At 34.6% G+C, this 16,405-nt stretch carries 20 protein-coding genes; 10 read left to right on the top strand and 10 right to left on the bottom strand.

Annotation, left to right across the window (positions count from 1 at the left end):
• On the bottom strand, window positions 1-1,166 hold a 1,166-nt coding region (locus HRU49_RS11700), incomplete at its 3' end, for a class I tRNA ligase family protein (RefSeq protein WP_296357360.1).
• A 123-nt stretch (window positions 1,167-1,289) separates the two neighbouring features.
• Here HRU49_RS11700 and HRU49_RS11695 point away from each other — a divergent pair.
• Genes HRU49_RS11695 through HRU49_RS11685 form a run of 3 tightly spaced genes read left to right on the top strand, consistent with a single transcriptional unit; the run spans window position 1,290 to window position 2,851 of the window.
• Window positions 1,290-2,168 (top strand): permease-like cell division protein FtsX, encoded by an 879-nt coding sequence (locus tag HRU49_RS11695; protein ID WP_296357358.1) that lies wholly within the window; start codon window positions 1,290-1,292, stop codon window positions 2,166-2,168.
• 51 nt (window positions 2,169-2,219) lie between these two features.
• The gene (locus HRU49_RS11690; protein ID WP_296357357.1) at window positions 2,220-2,582 is read left to right on the top strand and encodes a hypothetical protein; all 363 of its coding nucleotides are present in this window, start codon (window positions 2,220-2,222) and stop codon (window positions 2,580-2,582) included.
• On the top strand, window positions 2,582-2,851 hold the full coding sequence (locus HRU49_RS11685) for a DUF3098 domain-containing protein (protein WP_296357355.1): 270 nt from the start codon (window positions 2,582-2,584) through the stop codon (window positions 2,849-2,851). Before HRU49_RS11690 ends, HRU49_RS11685 begins: the two co-directional genes overlap by 1 nt.
• Here HRU49_RS11685 and HRU49_RS11680 read toward each other — a convergent pair.
• The 3 genes from HRU49_RS11680 to HRU49_RS11670 are packed head-to-tail and all read right to left on the bottom strand — an operon-like array spanning window position 2,835 to window position 6,967.
• Window positions 2,835-3,953, bottom strand: coding sequence for a glycerate kinase (locus tag HRU49_RS11680; RefSeq protein WP_296357353.1), 1,119 nt, complete (start codon window positions 3,951-3,953; stop codon window positions 2,835-2,837). The two genes, HRU49_RS11685 and HRU49_RS11680, sit on opposite strands and share 17 nt — an antisense overlap.
• Window positions 3,953-5,659 (bottom strand): sodium/solute symporter, encoded by a 1,707-nt coding sequence (locus HRU49_RS11675; protein ID WP_296357351.1) that lies wholly within the window; start codon window positions 5,657-5,659, stop codon window positions 3,953-3,955. The genes HRU49_RS11680 and HRU49_RS11675 overlap by 1 nt, the downstream gene beginning before the upstream one ends.
• Before the next feature lie 3 nt (window positions 5,660-5,662).
• Window positions 5,663-6,967: a trehalase family glycosidase gene (locus HRU49_RS11670; RefSeq protein ID WP_296357348.1), complete on the bottom strand. Its 1,305-nt coding sequence runs from the start codon at window positions 6,965-6,967 to the stop codon at window positions 5,663-5,665.
• A gap of 323 nt (window positions 6,968-7,290) precedes the next feature.
• Between HRU49_RS11670 and HRU49_RS11665 the strand changes: the two genes are divergently transcribed.
• The 3 genes from HRU49_RS11665 to HRU49_RS11655 all read left to right on the top strand — a co-directional run bounded on the left by HRU49_RS11665 (window position 7,291) and on the right by HRU49_RS11655 (window position 9,596).
• Window positions 7,291-8,085 carry an undecaprenyl-diphosphate phosphatase gene (locus HRU49_RS11665; protein ID WP_296357346.1) on the top strand — a complete coding sequence of 265 codons (795 nt, stop codon included), beginning with the start codon at window positions 7,291-7,293 and terminating at the stop codon, window positions 8,083-8,085.
• On the top strand, window positions 8,082-8,780 hold the full coding sequence (truB, locus tag HRU49_RS11660; protein WP_296357344.1) for a tRNA pseudouridine(55) synthase TruB: 699 nt from the start codon (window positions 8,082-8,084) through the stop codon (window positions 8,778-8,780). The genes HRU49_RS11665 and truB overlap by 4 nt, the downstream gene beginning before the upstream one ends.
• 81 nt (window positions 8,781-8,861) lie before the next feature.
• The gene (locus HRU49_RS11655; protein WP_296357342.1) at window positions 8,862-9,596 is read left to right on the top strand and encodes a TonB family protein; all 735 of its coding nucleotides are present in this window, start codon (window positions 8,862-8,864) and stop codon (window positions 9,594-9,596) included.
• Here the strand turns inward: HRU49_RS11655 and HRU49_RS11650 are convergent.
• Window positions 9,593-10,210 carry a thioredoxin family protein gene (locus HRU49_RS11650; protein WP_296357340.1) on the bottom strand — a complete coding sequence of 206 codons (618 nt, stop codon included), beginning with the start codon at window positions 10,208-10,210 and terminating at the stop codon, window positions 9,593-9,595. The two genes, HRU49_RS11655 and HRU49_RS11650, sit on opposite strands and share 4 nt — an antisense overlap.
• A gap of 276 nt (window positions 10,211-10,486) precedes the next feature.
• On the opposite strand from HRU49_RS11650, the gene HRU49_RS11645 reads away from it, so the two are divergent.
• On the top strand, window positions 10,487-11,050 hold the full coding sequence (locus HRU49_RS11645) for a DNA-3-methyladenine glycosylase I (RefSeq protein ID WP_296357337.1): 564 nt from the start codon (window positions 10,487-10,489) through the stop codon (window positions 11,048-11,050).
• On the opposite strand, the gene aat is transcribed toward HRU49_RS11645, so the two are convergent.
• The 3 genes from aat to HRU49_RS11630 all read right to left on the bottom strand — a co-directional run bounded on the left by aat (window position 11,047) and on the right by HRU49_RS11630 (window position 13,217).
• A complete protein-coding gene (gene aat, locus HRU49_RS11640) occupies window positions 11,047-11,670 on the bottom strand; it encodes a leucyl/phenylalanyl-tRNA--protein transferase (protein ID WP_296357335.1) in 624 nt (207 codons plus the stop codon). The genes HRU49_RS11645 and aat overlap by 4 nt on opposite strands.
• A gap of 258 nt (window positions 11,671-11,928) precedes the next feature.
• On the bottom strand, window positions 11,929-12,306 hold the full coding sequence (locus tag HRU49_RS11635; RefSeq protein ID WP_296357333.1) for a DUF3127 domain-containing protein: 378 nt from the start codon (window positions 12,304-12,306) through the stop codon (window positions 11,929-11,931).
• A 41-nt stretch (window positions 12,307-12,347) separates the two neighbouring features.
• The gene (locus HRU49_RS11630) at window positions 12,348-13,217 is read right to left on the bottom strand and encodes a flavin reductase family protein (protein ID WP_296357331.1); all 870 of its coding nucleotides are present in this window, start codon (window positions 13,215-13,217) and stop codon (window positions 12,348-12,350) included.
• Between the two features lie 121 nt (window positions 13,218-13,338).
• On the opposite strand from HRU49_RS11630, the gene HRU49_RS11625 reads away from it, so the two are divergent.
• A complete protein-coding gene (locus HRU49_RS11625) occupies window positions 13,339-14,502 on the top strand; it encodes a HAMP domain-containing sensor histidine kinase (protein ID WP_296357328.1) in 1,164 nt (387 codons plus the stop codon).
• An 8-nt stretch (window positions 14,503-14,510) separates the two neighbouring features.
• On the top strand, window positions 14,511-14,867 hold the full coding sequence (locus HRU49_RS11620) for a hypothetical protein (RefSeq protein WP_296357326.1): 357 nt from the start codon (window positions 14,511-14,513) through the stop codon (window positions 14,865-14,867).
• On the opposite strand, the gene HRU49_RS11615 is transcribed toward HRU49_RS11620, so the two are convergent.
• On the bottom strand, window positions 14,868-15,257 hold the full coding sequence (locus HRU49_RS11615) for an HIT family protein (RefSeq protein ID WP_296357324.1): 390 nt from the start codon (window positions 15,255-15,257) through the stop codon (window positions 14,868-14,870). It abuts the gene before it with no gap.
• An 82-nt stretch (window positions 15,258-15,339) separates the two neighbouring features.
• Window positions 15,340-15,813: a transcription elongation factor GreA gene (gene greA, locus HRU49_RS11610; protein ID WP_296357321.1), complete on the bottom strand. Its 474-nt coding sequence runs from the start codon at window positions 15,811-15,813 to the stop codon at window positions 15,340-15,342.
• Between the two features lie 165 nt (window positions 15,814-15,978).
• Between greA and HRU49_RS11605 the strand changes: the two genes are divergently transcribed.
• The coding region (locus HRU49_RS11605; RefSeq protein WP_296357319.1) for a hypothetical protein at window positions 15,979-16,405 on the top strand (427 nt) is incomplete at its 3' end.

Below are 16,405 nucleotides of genomic sequence, written 5' to 3'. Positions count from 1 at the left end.
CCATAGCTTGCCAATACATAATCACCGCTCCAGAGCGGAATTGGAGCTTTAGTAAATGGCTGCTCAGCATAAGCACCTGTAAACACACCAGAAATGGTCTTTACATCTGCCATACGATCGCGCTCAGAACGTTTGGCTGTCGCTTCAACATAGGCTTCTACGCCTTCTTTTTGAGCATCAGTTGTAATTTTAGACACTAATTCATGCTCTGGTGCTAAGGTCATAAAAGACACACCAAAAATAGTGTCTGGCCGCGTTGTAAAGACTTCAATATTTGCGTCATGTCCATGAACATCAAATGACACAGAAGCACCAACCGATTTACCAATCCAATTCTTCTGAATGTCTTTTAAGGCGTCTGTCCAGTCAATCGTATCTAACCCTTGAAGTAGTCGCTCTGCATAAGCTGAAATACGCATACTCCATTGTGTCATTTTTTTACGAATTACAGGATGACCGCCACGTTCTGAAACACCATTTACTATTTCGTCATTAGCTAAAACTGTTCCTAACGCAGGACACCAGTTCACCTCCGTTTCAGCTAAATAGGTTAATCTGTATTTTAATAGAATTTCTTGTTTCTCAATTCTAGAAAACTCCTGCCATTGTTCAGCAGTAAATGTTGCAACATCGTCATCACAAGCCGCATTAATTGTTGCATTACCGTCTTGTTCAAAAAGTTTTACAAGGTCTTCAATTGCTTCAGCTTTATTGGAATCGTTATTATACCAAGATTCAAACAACTGAATGAAAATCCATTGGGTCCACTTGTAATATTCTGGATTTGATGTACGGACTTCTCTACTCCAGTCGAAAGAAAACCCAATCTGACCTAACTGACGACGATAAGTTTTAATATTAGCTTCAGTTGTTACTGCAGGATGTTGGCCTGTTTGAATCGCATACTGTTCTGCAGGCAATCCAAAACTATCATAGCCTTGAGGATGCAATACATTAAACCCTTTATGACGTTTGTAACGCGCGTAAATATCGCTAGCAATATAGCCTAAAGGATGACCTACATGAAGACCTGCTCCACTAGGATAAGGAAACATATCCAAAACATAATATTTTGGTTTGTCACTATTATTTGAAGCCTTGAAGGTTTCATTTTTTGCCCAGTAGTCTTGCCACTTCTTTTCTATGTCGTTGAAATTGTATCTCATCTCCGCGTTTTCCTTGAAATAAGGTGCAAATTTAGTGGTATTACAACACATTTGAAAACTAAACGTTGTAATAGTCTCAAGAAGTAAATTGTTTTTTATTTTTACAGCATTAATCCAATTTTTATGGCATCATCCTTTGATAAATATCAAAAGCGAAAGTTAATTTCGTCCTATATCTCAGTTGTTATTAGTATAGCATTGGTGCTTTTCCTTTTAGGATGCCTTGGGTTACTGGTTATTAACTCCAAGAAAGTAGCAGATCATTTTAAGGAACAGGTGGTCATGACCATTTATCTTAACGATTCTGCTAAGGAAGTAGAAGTTAATCAACTTAAGAAAAGCCTAGCTATGGCAGAATATACTAAAAAAGCTAACTATGTATCTAAGGAAGAGGCTTCTGAGTATATGAAAGTTGAACTCGGTGAAGACTTCATGGATTTCATGGGTTATAATCCTCTAAATCATTCAATCGATGTTTACTTGAAAGCGGATTTTGTAACAACAGAACAACTTACTGAAATTACTGAAAGCCTTTCTAACAAGGCCTTTATCGAAGAGATACGGTATGACAATGATCTTGTTGAGCTCATGAATGATAATGTGAAAAAAATATCGTTTTGGGTATTAGTCATTAGCGGATTATTTACCCTTATAGCTGTCTTACTCATCAATAGTTCTATTCGCTTGGCAGTTTATTCAAAGCGCTTTATTATTAAAACTATGCAAATGGTTGGTGCCACGAAAAGCTTTATTAGAACACCATTTATTTGGAAGAGTGTCCAACTTGGAATTATTGGTGCTGCAGTGGCACTTATTGGTATGGCTATCGTACTTTATTACTTAGACTTAAGCTTCCCAGAACTTGAATTATTAAGAAATACTATCATGATTATTAGCTTGTTCTTAGGTGTTTTTCTGCTTGGTATAGTTATTACTTGGATAAGTACTTTTATTGCGACACAGCGTTTCTTGAATCTAAAGACAGATCAACTTTACTACTAGAGGCAAAATAAATTCGTGTTGTTAAGCGTTAATGCATAAAAACCACCAACCGTGAAAAAAGGACCTGCCTTAGCCACTGGACTTATCGTCATTTTTATATTCTTTGTTTTTTTAGCACTAAGATCTTGTATAATTCAGAATCCTAGTCCTGATGAATGTGTTGTGATGAGCGTCAGAATCAGTAAAATAAAAGAAGGCGGAGTTAAGGATATTGTATTTTATGATGATCGTAATGACTTCTATTATATTAATCGAGGATTAGAGCAAGGGCTAAATTTAGATTCTCTTAAGAGAAAAGTTTTAAATAAAACTGTTACTTTGCATTTAGCTAAAGTTTTAGGCGGAGTAACTTCAGAGCATATCTCTCAAATGGCTTTAGGAGACGAAATTATTTATACAGAATTTAAAAACTGATGGGAGAAAAGAAGCGTAAAGAGCAATCGAAAGCAGAATTTATTTTTGGGAAAAAGAATTACAAATTCATGCTCATAGGTTTGGCATTTATCGTTATTGGGTTTATTCTAATGTCTGGTGGTGGCAGTGACGACCCTAATGTTTTTGACCCATCAATTTTTAGTTGGAGACGGATTAGATTAGCACCAACACTGGTTTTAATTGGCTTTGGAATCCAAGTCTACGCGATCTTGTTAAATCCAGATAAGGACTCTAAAAAGAAGAAATAAATTCTCTAGCTAGCCCTTCCAAATATTGCGGTGTATTCTCTAAAGCATCCTCAAAACTATTGGCTTTATCCATAATAGTCTTACAATAAGCAATACCCATCCTTGCAATTTCATTGGGTAACAAATCTGTACCTCCGCAAAGTGCAGCCACTTTAATTTTATTTTGCTTTGCGAGATTTATAATACCACTTAAAGCCTTGCCAGACAGTGTTTGATCATCTAATCGACCTTCGCCAGTAACGATCCAGCTCGCATCCTTGATTTTATTTTCAAAATCTGCAATTTGCATTATTAAATCAATTCCTGAATTTAATATCCCATTTAAAAATGCTACTGTACCAGCACCCATACCACCAGCAGCACCAGCACCAACAATATTCTGTGTATCAAGATTAAAATGTTGATCGATCACCTTAGATATATTTTGAAGCCCTTGGTCTAAAAGTTCTATCTCCACTGGACTTGCACCTTTTTGTTTTCCATAAATATAAGCTGCGCCTTGAGGTCCATAAAGTGGATTCTTCACATCACAAGCAATTTCGATTTTTGTCGTTTTGATTTTGGAATTGACTTTGGTTGCATCAATGGTTTTCACCTCGATAAGGTTACGACCTACAGGCTTAATTTCATTATTATTATCATCTAATAATTTATAACCCAAAGCACTTGCCATTCCAATCCCACAGTCGTTGGTAGCGCTTCCACCAATGCCTAAAATAATATGTTCTGCACCTCTTTTAATAGCATCATTTATAAGTTCGCCTGTGCCATAGGTCGACGTGTGCATGCAATTACGTTCTTCTTCTTTCAGCAGTTTCATTCCAGACGCCTCTGCCATTTCAATAAATGCCACTTTAGACGCTTCAGAAAATAAATAGGACGCTTCAATAATTCTAAAAAGAGGGTCATTTACTTTAACCCTTACCATTTCGCCAGACAAATAAAAGTCGACAACTTCGATAGTGCCATCACCACCATCAGCTAAGGGTAATCGGATGACCTCAGCATTAGTTTCAGATGTAATTATAGGCTCGACAATATTACAGAATTCAATACCTGTAATTGACCCTTTATACTTATCTGGTGCTAAAACAATTTTCACTAACCCAAAATATTTGGCAACAAATAACTCAGTACTAAAATGAAAATGAAAAAGGCAATAAGTATGATACTTTCCTTTTGCAATAGATCTTTTATTTTAATCGAATAGTTGAGTTCCAATTGCTTTGGTAGTGTTTTCTTAGTAAGCTTACTTACAAAAACAGCTACTAACACCGCAATAATAAAGCCTGTAAAGTTATACCAAATCCAAAATAAATCTGGTACATTTTCGATACTAACATTTGACAAGGCTTCGTGTATTGATAACTCACCAGAATAGAATTGTCCTTGCGATAGAAAATAGGTTAACTCTGGGAGATATTTAAAAATTAAATTTAGAGCCACTGATGTAATTATAGCTGCATTCATTCCTAAATGATTCACCTTTTTAAAGAAGATTGCAATTACAAAAGCAGCGAGAATAGGCCCAAAAAACAGAGATGAAATAGCATTAATCAATTCTATTACTGTACTTTGGCTATTGCCGAAAAGATACGCTGCAAGGATACATACTGTTCCCCAAAAAACAACTAAGGCCTTTGATAAAAACATATACTGTTTCGTAGACAATTTCTTTTCTCCAGAATTAAAAAAATCTTCAATGGTCACTGCACTTAATGAGTTAATTGTTGAACTGAGAGATGACATGGCTGCGGACATTATACCTACCATTAAGATTCCTATAAGTCCGTTTGGAAGATAATTTGTAATAAATACTGGAATCATTAAATCAGGTTTTATACCTGAAGCTTCATATTCACTAGGATAATGAATTTTAGTGGTTTCCTTAATACTCTCGTAGAACTCAGGAATATTACTTACCAAATACCCAATGATTAAACCCATGATACAATAAACTAACACCACTGGGAAGCGTAATAATCCGTTTGCCAAAAGAAGTTTTTTGATGGTACCTTCATTCTTGGCAGATAATAATCTTTGCGCTTGTGTTTGATCTGTTCCATAATAGGATAAATAAAGAAAAAGACCACCTATGAGCATAGGCCAAAATCCGTAGTCTTCACCACTGAATAAACCAAGATTAGAAAAGTCAATAACCTGAAGGCGTTCTTGTTCAAAACCTGTAAAGGTTCCTGTTTCCCTCATTAAATTATAGCCTATGATTAGACAAATAATTAAGCCAGAAAATAAAATGACCATTTGAATGGCATCACCCCAAACCACAGCTTTCATACCACCTTGATAGGAATATACTAGCGTTACAATACTTATAATAAGTAAAGTCCAATGAAAACTAATCCCAACTACAGCCTGAATAATTAGAGCCATAGTAAAAACCATAACACCGGTTCCTAAAGCTCTACTAATTTGAAATACAACACTAATAATTTTTCTTGTGGAAGTCGAAAAACGTCTTTCTAGATATTCATAGATACTAACTATGCCCGATTTATAGAGTGGAGGAATAATAAAAAACATAATACCTATCATAGCTAATGGTACAGCAAATTCGAAGGTTAGCCATTTCATACCACCATTAGCCTTCAAGCCAACAAAAGCTGGTGCGGAAATAAAGCTAATCGCCGACAACTGGGTTGCCATTGTTGACAAACTCAACGGAAACCAGCCCAAGCTTTTACCACCTAAAAAGTAATCTTCAGAATTCTTATTTTCTTTAAAAAAGTAACCCATTGCCATAAAGCCAATAAGGTAAAAGCCAATAATAGCGTAGTCTAGCCAATTCATATGTTATTTTTCATTTAAAAGATCGATTAGTAATGCTGCACTCCAAGAAAAATTATTACCTCCATAAGCTGCATTTTCAATATTTTTTCTAGGATCAAAATATTCGTAAAAGCCGTAGCGCTCAATAAAACCAACAGTTTCAGACTTAATGCGTTGTGCAATCTCTGAATATCCATATCGTTTTAAGCCTTTATATATCATCCAATTAAGATTGATCCAAACCGGTCCTCTCCAATATTTTTTAGGATTGAACTGATCACTTTCTGGATCAAATGATGCACATAAATACAAGGAAGCACCAACAAAATTTTGCATCAAAGTATTTATTAGTTTTTTTGAATTTTCCTCAGTAGCGACCCCAGCAAATAAAGCACCAAATGAAGAAGATGTTATATATGGAAGTTGCCTATCGTTTCTTAAATCGTAATGGACATAGGCGTTGAGATCCGAATTAAATAATTTATCATTAAAATTTTGCTTTGCCTTCTTTTGCCATGACTTCAACATCTCGATTTTAGCTTCTGCGTCACCTAACTTTTCATAAAGTTCAATCAGCGATTCATTAGACTTAATTAAAATGGCATTGAACAAAGGGTCCTGAACTAAAAATGGAGAATGTTGAGTTACCTTTTCCTCGGCATAATTGTATTTTTTAGCAATTTCGAGGAGATGAATATAGTTATCATACTCTCTATTTGTTGGCCGCTGAGCAGCATCTACATGAGTGGTATCCTTGCGCTCATATTTATACTTTGGAGGGTCTATTGTGGCCCATATATCATCCCAAATTGGAGAATTATCTGTACCTGATTCCCAATTATGATAGATGTAAACGAGACCTTCATGATTTGGATCTCTATAGGTATAAAAATGCTCATGATTCTTATAAACCTTATCAATAACTTCTTGAATGAATACTAATATATGATCCTTATCCTCTGCGATACTATAAAGCTCTAATAATACAAAACCTAACACTGGAGGCTGTGTTATTCCTGTAGTTTTAATATGCTTTGGAGCCGCGGGATGCAAATAGGATTGATGATAGTCTGGTCCTGGAAAATAGGTATCACTATCATTATGAAAAATGATGTGAGGAATAAATCCATTCTCCCATTGACCACTTAATAAGGCTTTAATTTCGCGCTTGGCCTTCTCCATATCATAATGCGCAAAACCTATAGAAATAAATCCAGAATCCCAATGCCATTGAAACGGATAAAGTCCTTCACACGGTATGGTAAATCCTTGCTGTTCATTAAAATTGGAATTAAGTACTGCTTTGGCTTTAGCTGTTAGATGCTGCATTTGTTGATTTTAATACAATTTAAAAATAACGAATAAATTTTTTGTAAGTTGAGACCAATCTAATAAAGATTATTATGCATACGATTAATATTATTTTTCCTGTAGTTATCATCATTATTATAGTCATATTATTAATTGTAAACAGAAAAAAGTTAAGACCTTTTAAAGATAAATATGAATCTGATATAACTCAATGGACTCACATGGATGATAATTTTATCAATCATGATTTCTGAAGCCTTTGACTAATAGTATTTTTATCTTCTCTAATAAAGTCCTGAACACAAATTATTAATACTTTTGCGATTCATTATTTTAAGTCTATGGACATTATCGACAGTATTATTTTAGGCGTTATTCAAGGTCTTACTGAGTTTCTACCAGTTTCATCTAGCGGTCACTTAGAATTAGGAAAGGCTATTTTAGGTGATAACTCTTTACCTAAAGAGAGTTTACTTTTTACTGTGGTTTTACACTTTGCAACGGCATTAAGTACCATAGTCGTGTTTAGAAAAGACATTTTAATAATCCTTAAAGGTATCTTAAAACTTCAATGGAATGAAGACCTTCAATTTGTCAGCAAAATTGCAATTTCTATGGTTCCTGCTATTATTGTAGGTTTATGCTTTGAAGCGCAATTAGAAGCTCTTTTTGGCGGTAATATTTTATTGGTTGGTATTATGCTTATCGTTACTGCGATCCTTCTTTATTTTGCAGATAAAGCAAAAAATACTCACAAGAAAGTATCATTTAGTAATGCCTTTGTTATTGGTATTTCTCAAGCTATAGCAATGCTACCAGGAATTTCGCGATCTGGGGCAACAATTTCTACTTCAGTTCTTTTAGGTAATGATAAAACTAAAGCGGCGCGTTTTTCTTTTCTTATGGTGGTACCTTTAATTTTCGGTAAAATTGCGAAGGATATTTTGGGCGGTGAGCTATCCTATGATGCTTCAAATTTTACAGCTTTAAGTATTGGTTTTGTTGCAGCCTTTATCTCCGGACTTCTTGCATGTACTTGGATGATAAAACTAGTAAAACAAAGCAAGCTCACATACTTTGCTATTTATTGCATTATCGTTGGAGCTATTGCTATAATTTGGTCATTAAGCCAATGAAGACTCTAGAAGATTTTCAAAAAGGACAGGTTTTACTTATTGATAAGCCATTACATTGGACGTCTTTTCAGGCAGTCAATAAATTGCGATGGGCAATTAAGCAATCATTTAAAATTAAGAAAATAAAAGTAGGTCATGCTGGGACTTTAGATCCTCTTGCCACTGGTTTGTTAGTTATTTGCACAGGTAAAATGACCAAACAGATCAACACCTTCCAAGGCCAAGAAAAAGAATATACTGGGACGATAACCATTGGAAGTACAACGCCCTCCTACGATCTTGAAACGGAAATTAATCAACGATTTTCTACCACACACATAACTGAACAATTAATTCATGAGACTACCAATCAGTTCATTGGAACTATTGAGCAATTGCCTCCTGTATTTTCTGCCATTAAAAAAGATGGTAAGCGGCTTTATGAATTTGCAAGAGCAGGCGAAGTGGTTGAAATAAAATCCAGACAAATACAGATTTCCGAATTTGAAATAACAGACATAAACGACTTAGAAATAAAATTCCGAGTGGTTTGTAGCAAAGGAACTTACATTAGGTCCTTAGCACATGACTTTGGAAAAGCCTTAAATTCTGGCGCTCATTTATCTGAATTACGACGCACCAGAATTGGAGATTTTAAAGTTGAAAATGCTTTAAGTCCTGAAAAATTTATTTCAGAATTACCTGCTCAAATTTGATTCGACCAGTCTTTATAGGACTTCCCTAAACTTTTTCATGCGTATATTCGTATATCGAACAGAGGCTTAAACTAAGATAGATTGAAGTTTATTGAACACTATAAAGCAGGTATCATTACATTTCTACTAACAGGAACTGTAGTTATGGCCATGTTTAGTATCCAACTCAAACAACAAGGAGATCTCATTTCTGAAAGTTACTATGAATTAGAACCTGAACCAGAACTCACTGAAGAAGAACAAAAACTACGCGAGGCTTTAGACGGGAAATCCACGAACAAAGCACTTAGCGAAGATCAGGAATACAAAGAAATGATGCGCAATTTTAAAACTGTAAGTGCCAATGATTTTGAGCGTACCACTAAGGCTTTGAAAGAGGTAAAAACTAACGATATTGAAGAAGAAACGACTATAGACCAATCCATTTCTAATAGTAATGCATACGCGCTCAATTCCGGAGAAACACAATCCTATAAAGAGTTACAAAAAAAACTTAATAAGCGTTTAGAGAATAAAAAAACTGCAGACGAGCACGCCAAATCAAGAAGTACGCTAACCTATTCGCTACCTGGCAGAGTTATGCAAGCTTACGATATCCCAAGGTATTTATGCGAGTTTGGAGGTGAAATCGTTGTTAGCATAACCGTTAACAGAAATGGAAGAGTCACGAACGCTTACATCAATAGTTCTTCAAACTCTGACAATTCTTGCTTAGTGAATCGCGCATTAGAGTATGCTAAAGATGTCCGTTTTGATACATCTTCAAAAAAATCTCAAATCGGCACAATTACCTTTCTTTTTAAAGGAAAAAGCTAACCCAACAGATGTAATAAATCTGCAATTGTAGATTGTCCTTTATCTTTATTATACCAACGCTGAAGATCTTCTTTAAACTCTGGAGTTAATTTACCATGTTCTTCTTTATAGGCTTTGACGATTTCTGTAGCAACATTAGGTCGAGGACCAAAGGTGCCAATAACCGCATTAGTCTCATTATTTATAGCTATTAATTTTGGTATGGCTCTGCCTCCATTTGTTAAGAATTTATTCATTAACGCATCATTTTCATCTCGCATAACCACTTTGTAATCAATGTTATCATTGAGTTCTGCTACTTTATTAATTACAGGCATAATATGTGCTGCATCACCACACCAGCTTTCAGTAAGTACCAACCAAGTTACTTTATGATTAAAATTTTGAATCTTCGCTTTAGCCTCATCTGATAATTTTACAGTTTTATCCCATCGCTTCATACGTCTATCATTAAGCATCGTATAATTAATTAGGGCCTCTGTTTTTTCACTTCCTGTAGTAGATTGTTCTTCTACCAATTGAGACACTAAAGTTCTGTAATCATTATATGAAATAGCTTGCACTAGACTGTCAGAAATTATATTTGAAATCATTGTTTTATCTATTACTTCCATAGCACAAAATTAAGTTAGATTTATATTAAATTATGTGACATATGTTACTTTAGTAGTACAATATTTAAAAACTTACAGTTTTGAAATTATTAGAAATAGTAAAAGGAGTCATTATTATTATACTCTTGATCTTAGTGTTAGGAAAATACTTTAATTGGTTCGAGAATTATCAACTTACAGATACAATAACCCTTTTTGACACTAAACATTGGCTCGTCATTTTATATGTACTTATAAGAGTTTGGGAATATGTAAATCGGAAAAAAATTAAGACAAATGGATAGACATAGATGTGGTTGGTGTGTAGGAGATCCGCTTTATGAAGCATATCATGATGAAGAATGGGGAGTACCTGTAAAAGACGATGACACCTTGTTTGAATTTCTAATTTTAGAAACCTTTCAGGCTGGTTTAAGTTGGATTACAGTTTTGCGCAAACGTGAAAATTTCAGAAATGCTTTCGACAATTTTGATTCTAAAAAAATTGCGACATACAATCAGGACAAAATTGAGGAATTACTCAGTAATGCTGGTATTATCCGAAATAAACTAAAAATAAATGCCTCAATAACCAATGCACGAGCCTTTATGAAGATCCAAGAAGAATTTGAGTCATTCTCAACTTATATTTGGAAATTTGTTAATGATGTTCCAATTAAAAATAAATGTAAAGATTATAAAAAGGCGCCTGTAAATACATCCTTAAGTGATACCATTAGTAAAGATTTAAAAAAACGTGGGTTTAAATTTGTTGGTACAACAGTAATTTATGCTTTTATGCAGGCCACAGGCATGGTTAATGATCATGAAGTTTCGTGTTTTCGATATAACCAAGTCTAAAGAAACTGGTGAAACTGTGGTCTTGAAATATACCTAGCCCCAAGACTTTCTAAATGATTGGTATGTAACTGACAGTCGATTAGTTTATAATCAGAATTTTGAATAAAGGTAATTAAGCCAACTTTACTGCCATTACTGACTTTCGTAAACATACTTTCACCACAAAATAACTTATTACCTAAATCCACCCCATAAAGACCAGCAACTAAATTACCATTTTGCCAAACTTCTACAGATTTTGCATATCCCATTTTATGTAATTTTATGTAGGCAGCTATCATATCATCAGTAATCCATGTCCCTAATTGGCCATCTCTTTTTGCACTTGCACAATGTTCTATAACCGAAGAAAAATCTTTATCTACCGTTACCTTAAATTGTTTCTTTTTCAAAACTTGCCTCATGCTTTTAGACACCTTCAATTCTTCAGGAAAAAGTACAAACCTTGGATCTGGCGCCCACCAAAGTATCGGTTCTTCATTTTCAAACCATGGAAAAATACCATTGGCATAAGCATGAATTAATCGTTCAGGAGACAGATCTCCACCAACTGCTAGTAATCCTTCAGATGAAGCTTCTGTAACTTTAGGGAAATCTATTTTTTGTGAGAGAAAGTGCACTATCTGGGCTTTTTAACGAATTTTACTGTTAAATTAGGCTTTATTTTTTGTTAGGATAAGAATTTTGCAGATATTTACAACGACCTTTATGTAATAAATTTTTGTTCATCATTGCTTTTTTTTAATTTATATGTAAAGGTCGAAACCTAAAACCACAATACTAAGTCCTGACTAACCATCAGGACTTTTTTAGTAAACAAAAACGACTTATTAATTTAAATAAGTCGTTTTTGTTTACTAGTCTGTTTTAATACCCCTCTAAAATGGTAAATCATCATGATCATCTTCGTTTAAGTCACTAACTGGCTCAAATGCTTCAGTTGGTGGTACAGGTGGCATATCCCTTGGAGCCGCTTCTTGTTGTAAAGCTTCAATTCTCCAGCCTTGAATTGAGTTAAAATATTTTGTTTCTCCTTGAGGATTAACCCACTCACGACCTCTCAAGTTAATACTCACTTTCACTTGTTGACCAACCTGATAGTTGTTTAACAAATCAGTTTTATCTTGGATAAACTCAATCATAAGGTGCTGTGGATATTGCTCCTCTGTAGTAATCACAACCTCTCTTTTTCTAAATCCATTACTTCCGAAGGTTTGTGTTTCTCCAATCACCTTAATACGTCCTTGTACTTCCATTTTTTTGCTTAATCTATTATAATTTATATTGAATTTTCAATTTACGAAAGTAACAACTTCCATGCACTTTCTACATCACCGTAGCTCAAATAATTACGCGCCAATTTTTGCTTGTCCCTATGTGATGCTGTTTTGATTTCTGGATATCTTTCACTTATATCTTCGATAAAGGCGTTTACGTCATGATTAGAAGGTAAACTATCTACGTTAGCTAACATACCAAGGTCGTTACCAGTAAGTATCATGCTGTTTTTGATATCTTCAGGTAAGGCATCTACTCCAATACCCATAGTACGTAATGGCTTTGGAATCTCAAAAAATCCTTGTTTAGCTCTGCTGTAATAATTGCCACCTGCTCTTGCTACTAGATCAAGCGCTTGTTGATTAATAGTTTTATCAGCATTCAAAACATCTTCTGAAATATGAAACTTTACCACTTCACAAATTACTAAATTTCCTGCTCCTCCTTCTGTACCTAATTTAATAATATCATTGACCTTGCATTCAAATTGCACTGGTGATTCAGCCACTCTAAATGGTTTTACCTTATCAGAAGGCAGCATGGTTAAGCCTGCCTTTTCAAACTCGTTGATACCTGTAGGATATTCGGTACTGCTTAGAGACATCTGATGTACAATATCGTAATTCACAACATTAATAACCACTTCGTTCAACACTTCAACATTTTGCAGTGTATGCTTAGTTGTATTATCACGCACTCTCCTAGCAGGAGAAAAAATAAGTACCGGAGGGTTTGCACTAAATACATTAAAAAAACTAAATGGCGATAGATTTGAATTACCGTCTTGATCCATTGTACTAGCAAAAGCTATAGGTCTAGGTGCTACAGCACTTAGCAAATAGCCATGTAATTTTCCGGTTGACAGGTCTTTTGGATCTATTGAAATCATGATAGCCAGTGATTTTGAACAAATATAATTATATTGATTGGCCAATAAAAGTGTTTGTAGGCTATAGGCCTACAATATTATCAACAGTTTTACATTATATTAAAAGAAATTGATCTAGCTAATGAAACTCAGATTAAACCGCAATGTTGTCCGCTGGCTTATAGTATTATCCTCGTTTATTATTATTTCCCTTATACTTTGGAACACCTATTCTTTTTTCCAAAAATTCAAAGCAGAGGAGCGCAAAAAAATGGAAACTTGGACATTTGCATATCCTGAGTACACCAAATATTTTAATGAAGACAATGTTGAATTAAATGCTATTGCCGAACGTATTGTCATTGATACTACTGTAACAATACCAATGGTTCTTTTAGGTAAAGATGGGATAGTTAAAAGTGAGCGTAATATAGACTCTACGATTCTCCAAGATCCTTTGGAAATGAAAAGGTATATTGACAAACTCATTTCGCAAAATGAACCTATAGCCGTTATGCTCCCAAATAACGAAGAGGGCAATCTATATTACGGTAATTCCCCTTTACTTAACAAGTTAAAATATTATCCTTTAGCCTTATTGCTTATAATTCTGCTGTTTGCAGCGGTTGTATTTTTCTTTTACCGAAGTTCGAGAAATGCCGCACAGAATAAACTGTGGACAGGTATGGCTAAAGAAACCGCACACCAAATAGGTACACCTCTATCCTCATTGGTTGGTTGGACAGAGATACTTAAAAACGAAAACGTAAAAGAAGAATACATTTCTGAGATTGAGAAAGACATCGATAGGCTTCAGACCATTACAGATCGTTTCAGTAAAATAGGTTCTGCACCAACCTTAGAAAAGATTGATATTGTTGTAGAAACCAAATCATCGTATGCATATTTAGAGTCACGATCTTCTAAACTCGTTAACTTTCAAATCAATGTTCCTAAAGATGAAATTTTTGTGAATATAAACTCTCAACTCTATAGCTGGACTATTGAAAATTTAGTGAAAAATGCAATAGATGCTATGAAAGGTAAAGGTGAGTTAACCCTCGCTATAAGTCAAAATGAAAAAAATGTTTTTATAAATATTTCAGATACTGGTAAAGGCTTACAAAAAAATCAATTCAATACCATCTTTGAACCTGGATATACTACTAAAAAAAGAGGTTGGGGCTTAGGTCTTTCCCTTGCCAAACGTATTATCGAAGATTACCATAATGGCAGAATAAAAGTACTGCAATCTGAAATTGGTAAAGGAACAACGATTCAAATCAGTTTAAAATTATTGTCTTAAATTTAGCTATGGCAACTTCTAAATTTTTCACACTTAAAGAAGCTAGACTAAGTAATAACTGCCCTGAATGTTATTCTAATGATGGACTAGAAATTACGTTTAAACAAAAGCTAACTGAGAATTTGTTCTGTAAAGCAATTACTAAGGATATTATTCATGAGTTAAAATGTTTTAATTGTAATACCACTATTTTTCCGATAAGATGGACAGATGATATTGAAGGCGTCGTGAATTACCAAATGCGTGCGTTAGAACCAAAGGCTAAATTCATAAAACTGAAACCACTAGCGTGGTTTATAATTATTTCGGATATCGTTATTGTTGCTCTAATTATTCTTTTTGCAACTGGAGTACTCTCTTTTTAATTAAAGATGAGATGCAATGCGCTTAGCAATAGCTTCAAACTCATCTGAAGTCAACTGTTCCTTGTGTGTAAATCTGGCATTTTCCATGGTATGAAGCGGAATAAGATGCACATGCACGTGAGGTACCTCTAATCCAATTACGGACATCCCAACACGCTCACATCTAATGGCCTTTTCTATGGCAATAGCAACCTTTCGCGAAAATGCCATTAATCCGAGGTAGGTTTTTTCATCAAGATCAAAAATCTTGTTCACTTCAACCTTTGGTACGCAGAGCGTATGACCTTTAGAATTAGGGTTAATATCTAAAAACGCATAATAGTCTTCTGTTTCTGCTACCTTATATGAAGGAATTTCGCCGTTAATGATTTTTGTGAATATTGAAGCCATGGATCAATGATTATCTTATAAAGATAAAAAGATTCCAATTTATGGAATCTTTTTGATCAAATTTACGTGTTTTTGTTTATGCTTACCTTGAAATCTCAAGAATATCAAATTTCATAGTACCATTTGGTACTTGTATTTCAGCAACATCACCAACTGATTTTCCTAAAAGACCTTTACCAATTGGTGAGTTCACAGATATTTTTCCAGAAGCCAAATCAGCCTCACTTTCTGCAACCAAAGTATAGGTCATCTCCATACCATTAGTTTGATTTTTAATTTTAACTATGGATAATGCCAATACCTTTGACGTGTCTAACTGAGATTCATCAATAACTCTCGCATTTGCTAAAGTTTCCTCCATTTTAGAAATCTTCATTTCTAACATACCTTGTGCCTCTTTCGCCGCGTCATATTCAGCATTTTCACTTAGATCTCCTTTATCTCTCGCTTCGGCAATGGCTTGTGAAGCCTTTGGACGTTCTATATCTTTTAAGTGATTTAATTCTTCCCTTAACTTTTTTAATCCTTCCGCTGTATAATAAGATACTTTACTCATAATTCATTCGTTTAATCTTTGTAATCTCTTGTTTGATATTCATAAAAGATCCCGAAACATGTTCGGGACTAAATAAAAAATCTCGCGTCAACGAGATTACTATACAAATATATAAAATATTTACGGTATGGCTTAAATAATCGTAAATTGCTCTAAAAATTTGACATGAAAAAAATCCTTATAATTGCTCTATTAATCTTGGTTTCTTGTAGTGGTGACGACAATAACAATCCTAACTGCAATTTTCTTTTTGATGCTGGTGTAAATTTGACTGTAAACACCAATTTACCGCAGTTTAGTCAACTTCAATTTCCAGGAAACGGAGTCTACGTAGCTGGTCAAGGAAATAATGGGGTTTGGTTATGGCGATTAAATTCGGCCATACTTTTAGCATGGGATGCAGCAGATCCAAGTCGACCACCATCGGCATGCTCTACACTCGAGCTGACGACTGGAGATATTGTGGAGTCTACTTGTGAAGAAGCCAATAGATATAGTCTTGCAACTGGGTTAGGACTGGATGGAAATACACAACCCTGCACGCTACAGCCATACAGGGTTGATGATCTTGGTAATAATACGTTCTTAGTAA

The organism is Winogradskyella sp., from assembly GCF_013213975.1.
Lineage (GTDB): Bacteria > Bacteroidota > Bacteroidia > Flavobacteriales > Flavobacteriaceae > Winogradskyella.
The sequence above is the reverse complement of the archived record's forward strand: the minus strand, read 5'-3'. Positions and strand labels throughout refer to the sequence as shown.

Excerpts from the sequence above, each read along its gene's own strand:
- HRU49_RS11650 (WP_296357340.1), bottom strand. The coding sequence starts at position 10,210 with ATGGAAGTAATAGATAAAACAATGATTTCAAATATAATTTCTGACAGT.
- HRU49_RS11695 (WP_296357358.1), top strand. The coding sequence starts at position 1,290 with ATGGCATCATCCTTTGATAAATATCAAAAGCGAAAGTTAATTTCGTCC.
- HRU49_RS11630 (WP_296357331.1), bottom strand. The coding sequence starts at position 13,217 with ATGATTTCAATAGATCCAAAAGACCTGTCAACCGGAAAATTACATGGC.
- HRU49_RS11670 (WP_296357348.1), bottom strand. The coding sequence starts at position 6,967 with ATGCAGCATCTAACAGCTAAAGCCAAAGCAGTACTTAATTCCAATTTT.
- HRU49_RS11675 (WP_296357351.1), bottom strand. The coding sequence starts at position 5,659 with ATGAATTGGCTAGACTACGCTATTATTGGCTTTTACCTTATTGGCTTT.
- HRU49_RS11615 (WP_296357324.1), bottom strand. The coding sequence starts at position 15,257 with ATGGCTTCAATATTCACAAAAATCATTAACGGCGAAATTCCTTCATAT.
- truB (WP_296357344.1), top strand. The coding sequence starts at position 8,082 with ATGAAGACTCTAGAAGATTTTCAAAAAGGACAGGTTTTACTTATTGAT.
- HRU49_RS11665 (WP_296357346.1), top strand. The coding sequence starts at position 7,291 with ATGGACATTATCGACAGTATTATTTTAGGCGTTATTCAAGGTCTTACT.
- greA (WP_296357321.1), bottom strand. The coding sequence starts at position 15,813 with ATGAGTAAAGTATCTTATTATACAGCGGAAGGATTAAAAAAGTTAAGG.
- HRU49_RS11625 (WP_296357328.1), top strand. The coding sequence starts at position 13,339 with ATGAAACTCAGATTAAACCGCAATGTTGTCCGCTGGCTTATAGTATTA.
- HRU49_RS11620 (WP_296357326.1), top strand. The coding sequence starts at position 14,511 with ATGGCAACTTCTAAATTTTTCACACTTAAAGAAGCTAGACTAAGTAAT.
- HRU49_RS11645 (WP_296357337.1), top strand. The coding sequence starts at position 10,487 with ATGGATAGACATAGATGTGGTTGGTGTGTAGGAGATCCGCTTTATGAA.
- HRU49_RS11685 (WP_296357355.1), top strand. The coding sequence starts at position 2,582 with ATGGGAGAAAAGAAGCGTAAAGAGCAATCGAAAGCAGAATTTATTTTT.
- HRU49_RS11635 (WP_296357333.1), bottom strand. The coding sequence starts at position 12,306 with ATGGAAGTACAAGGACGTATTAAGGTGATTGGAGAAACACAAACCTTC.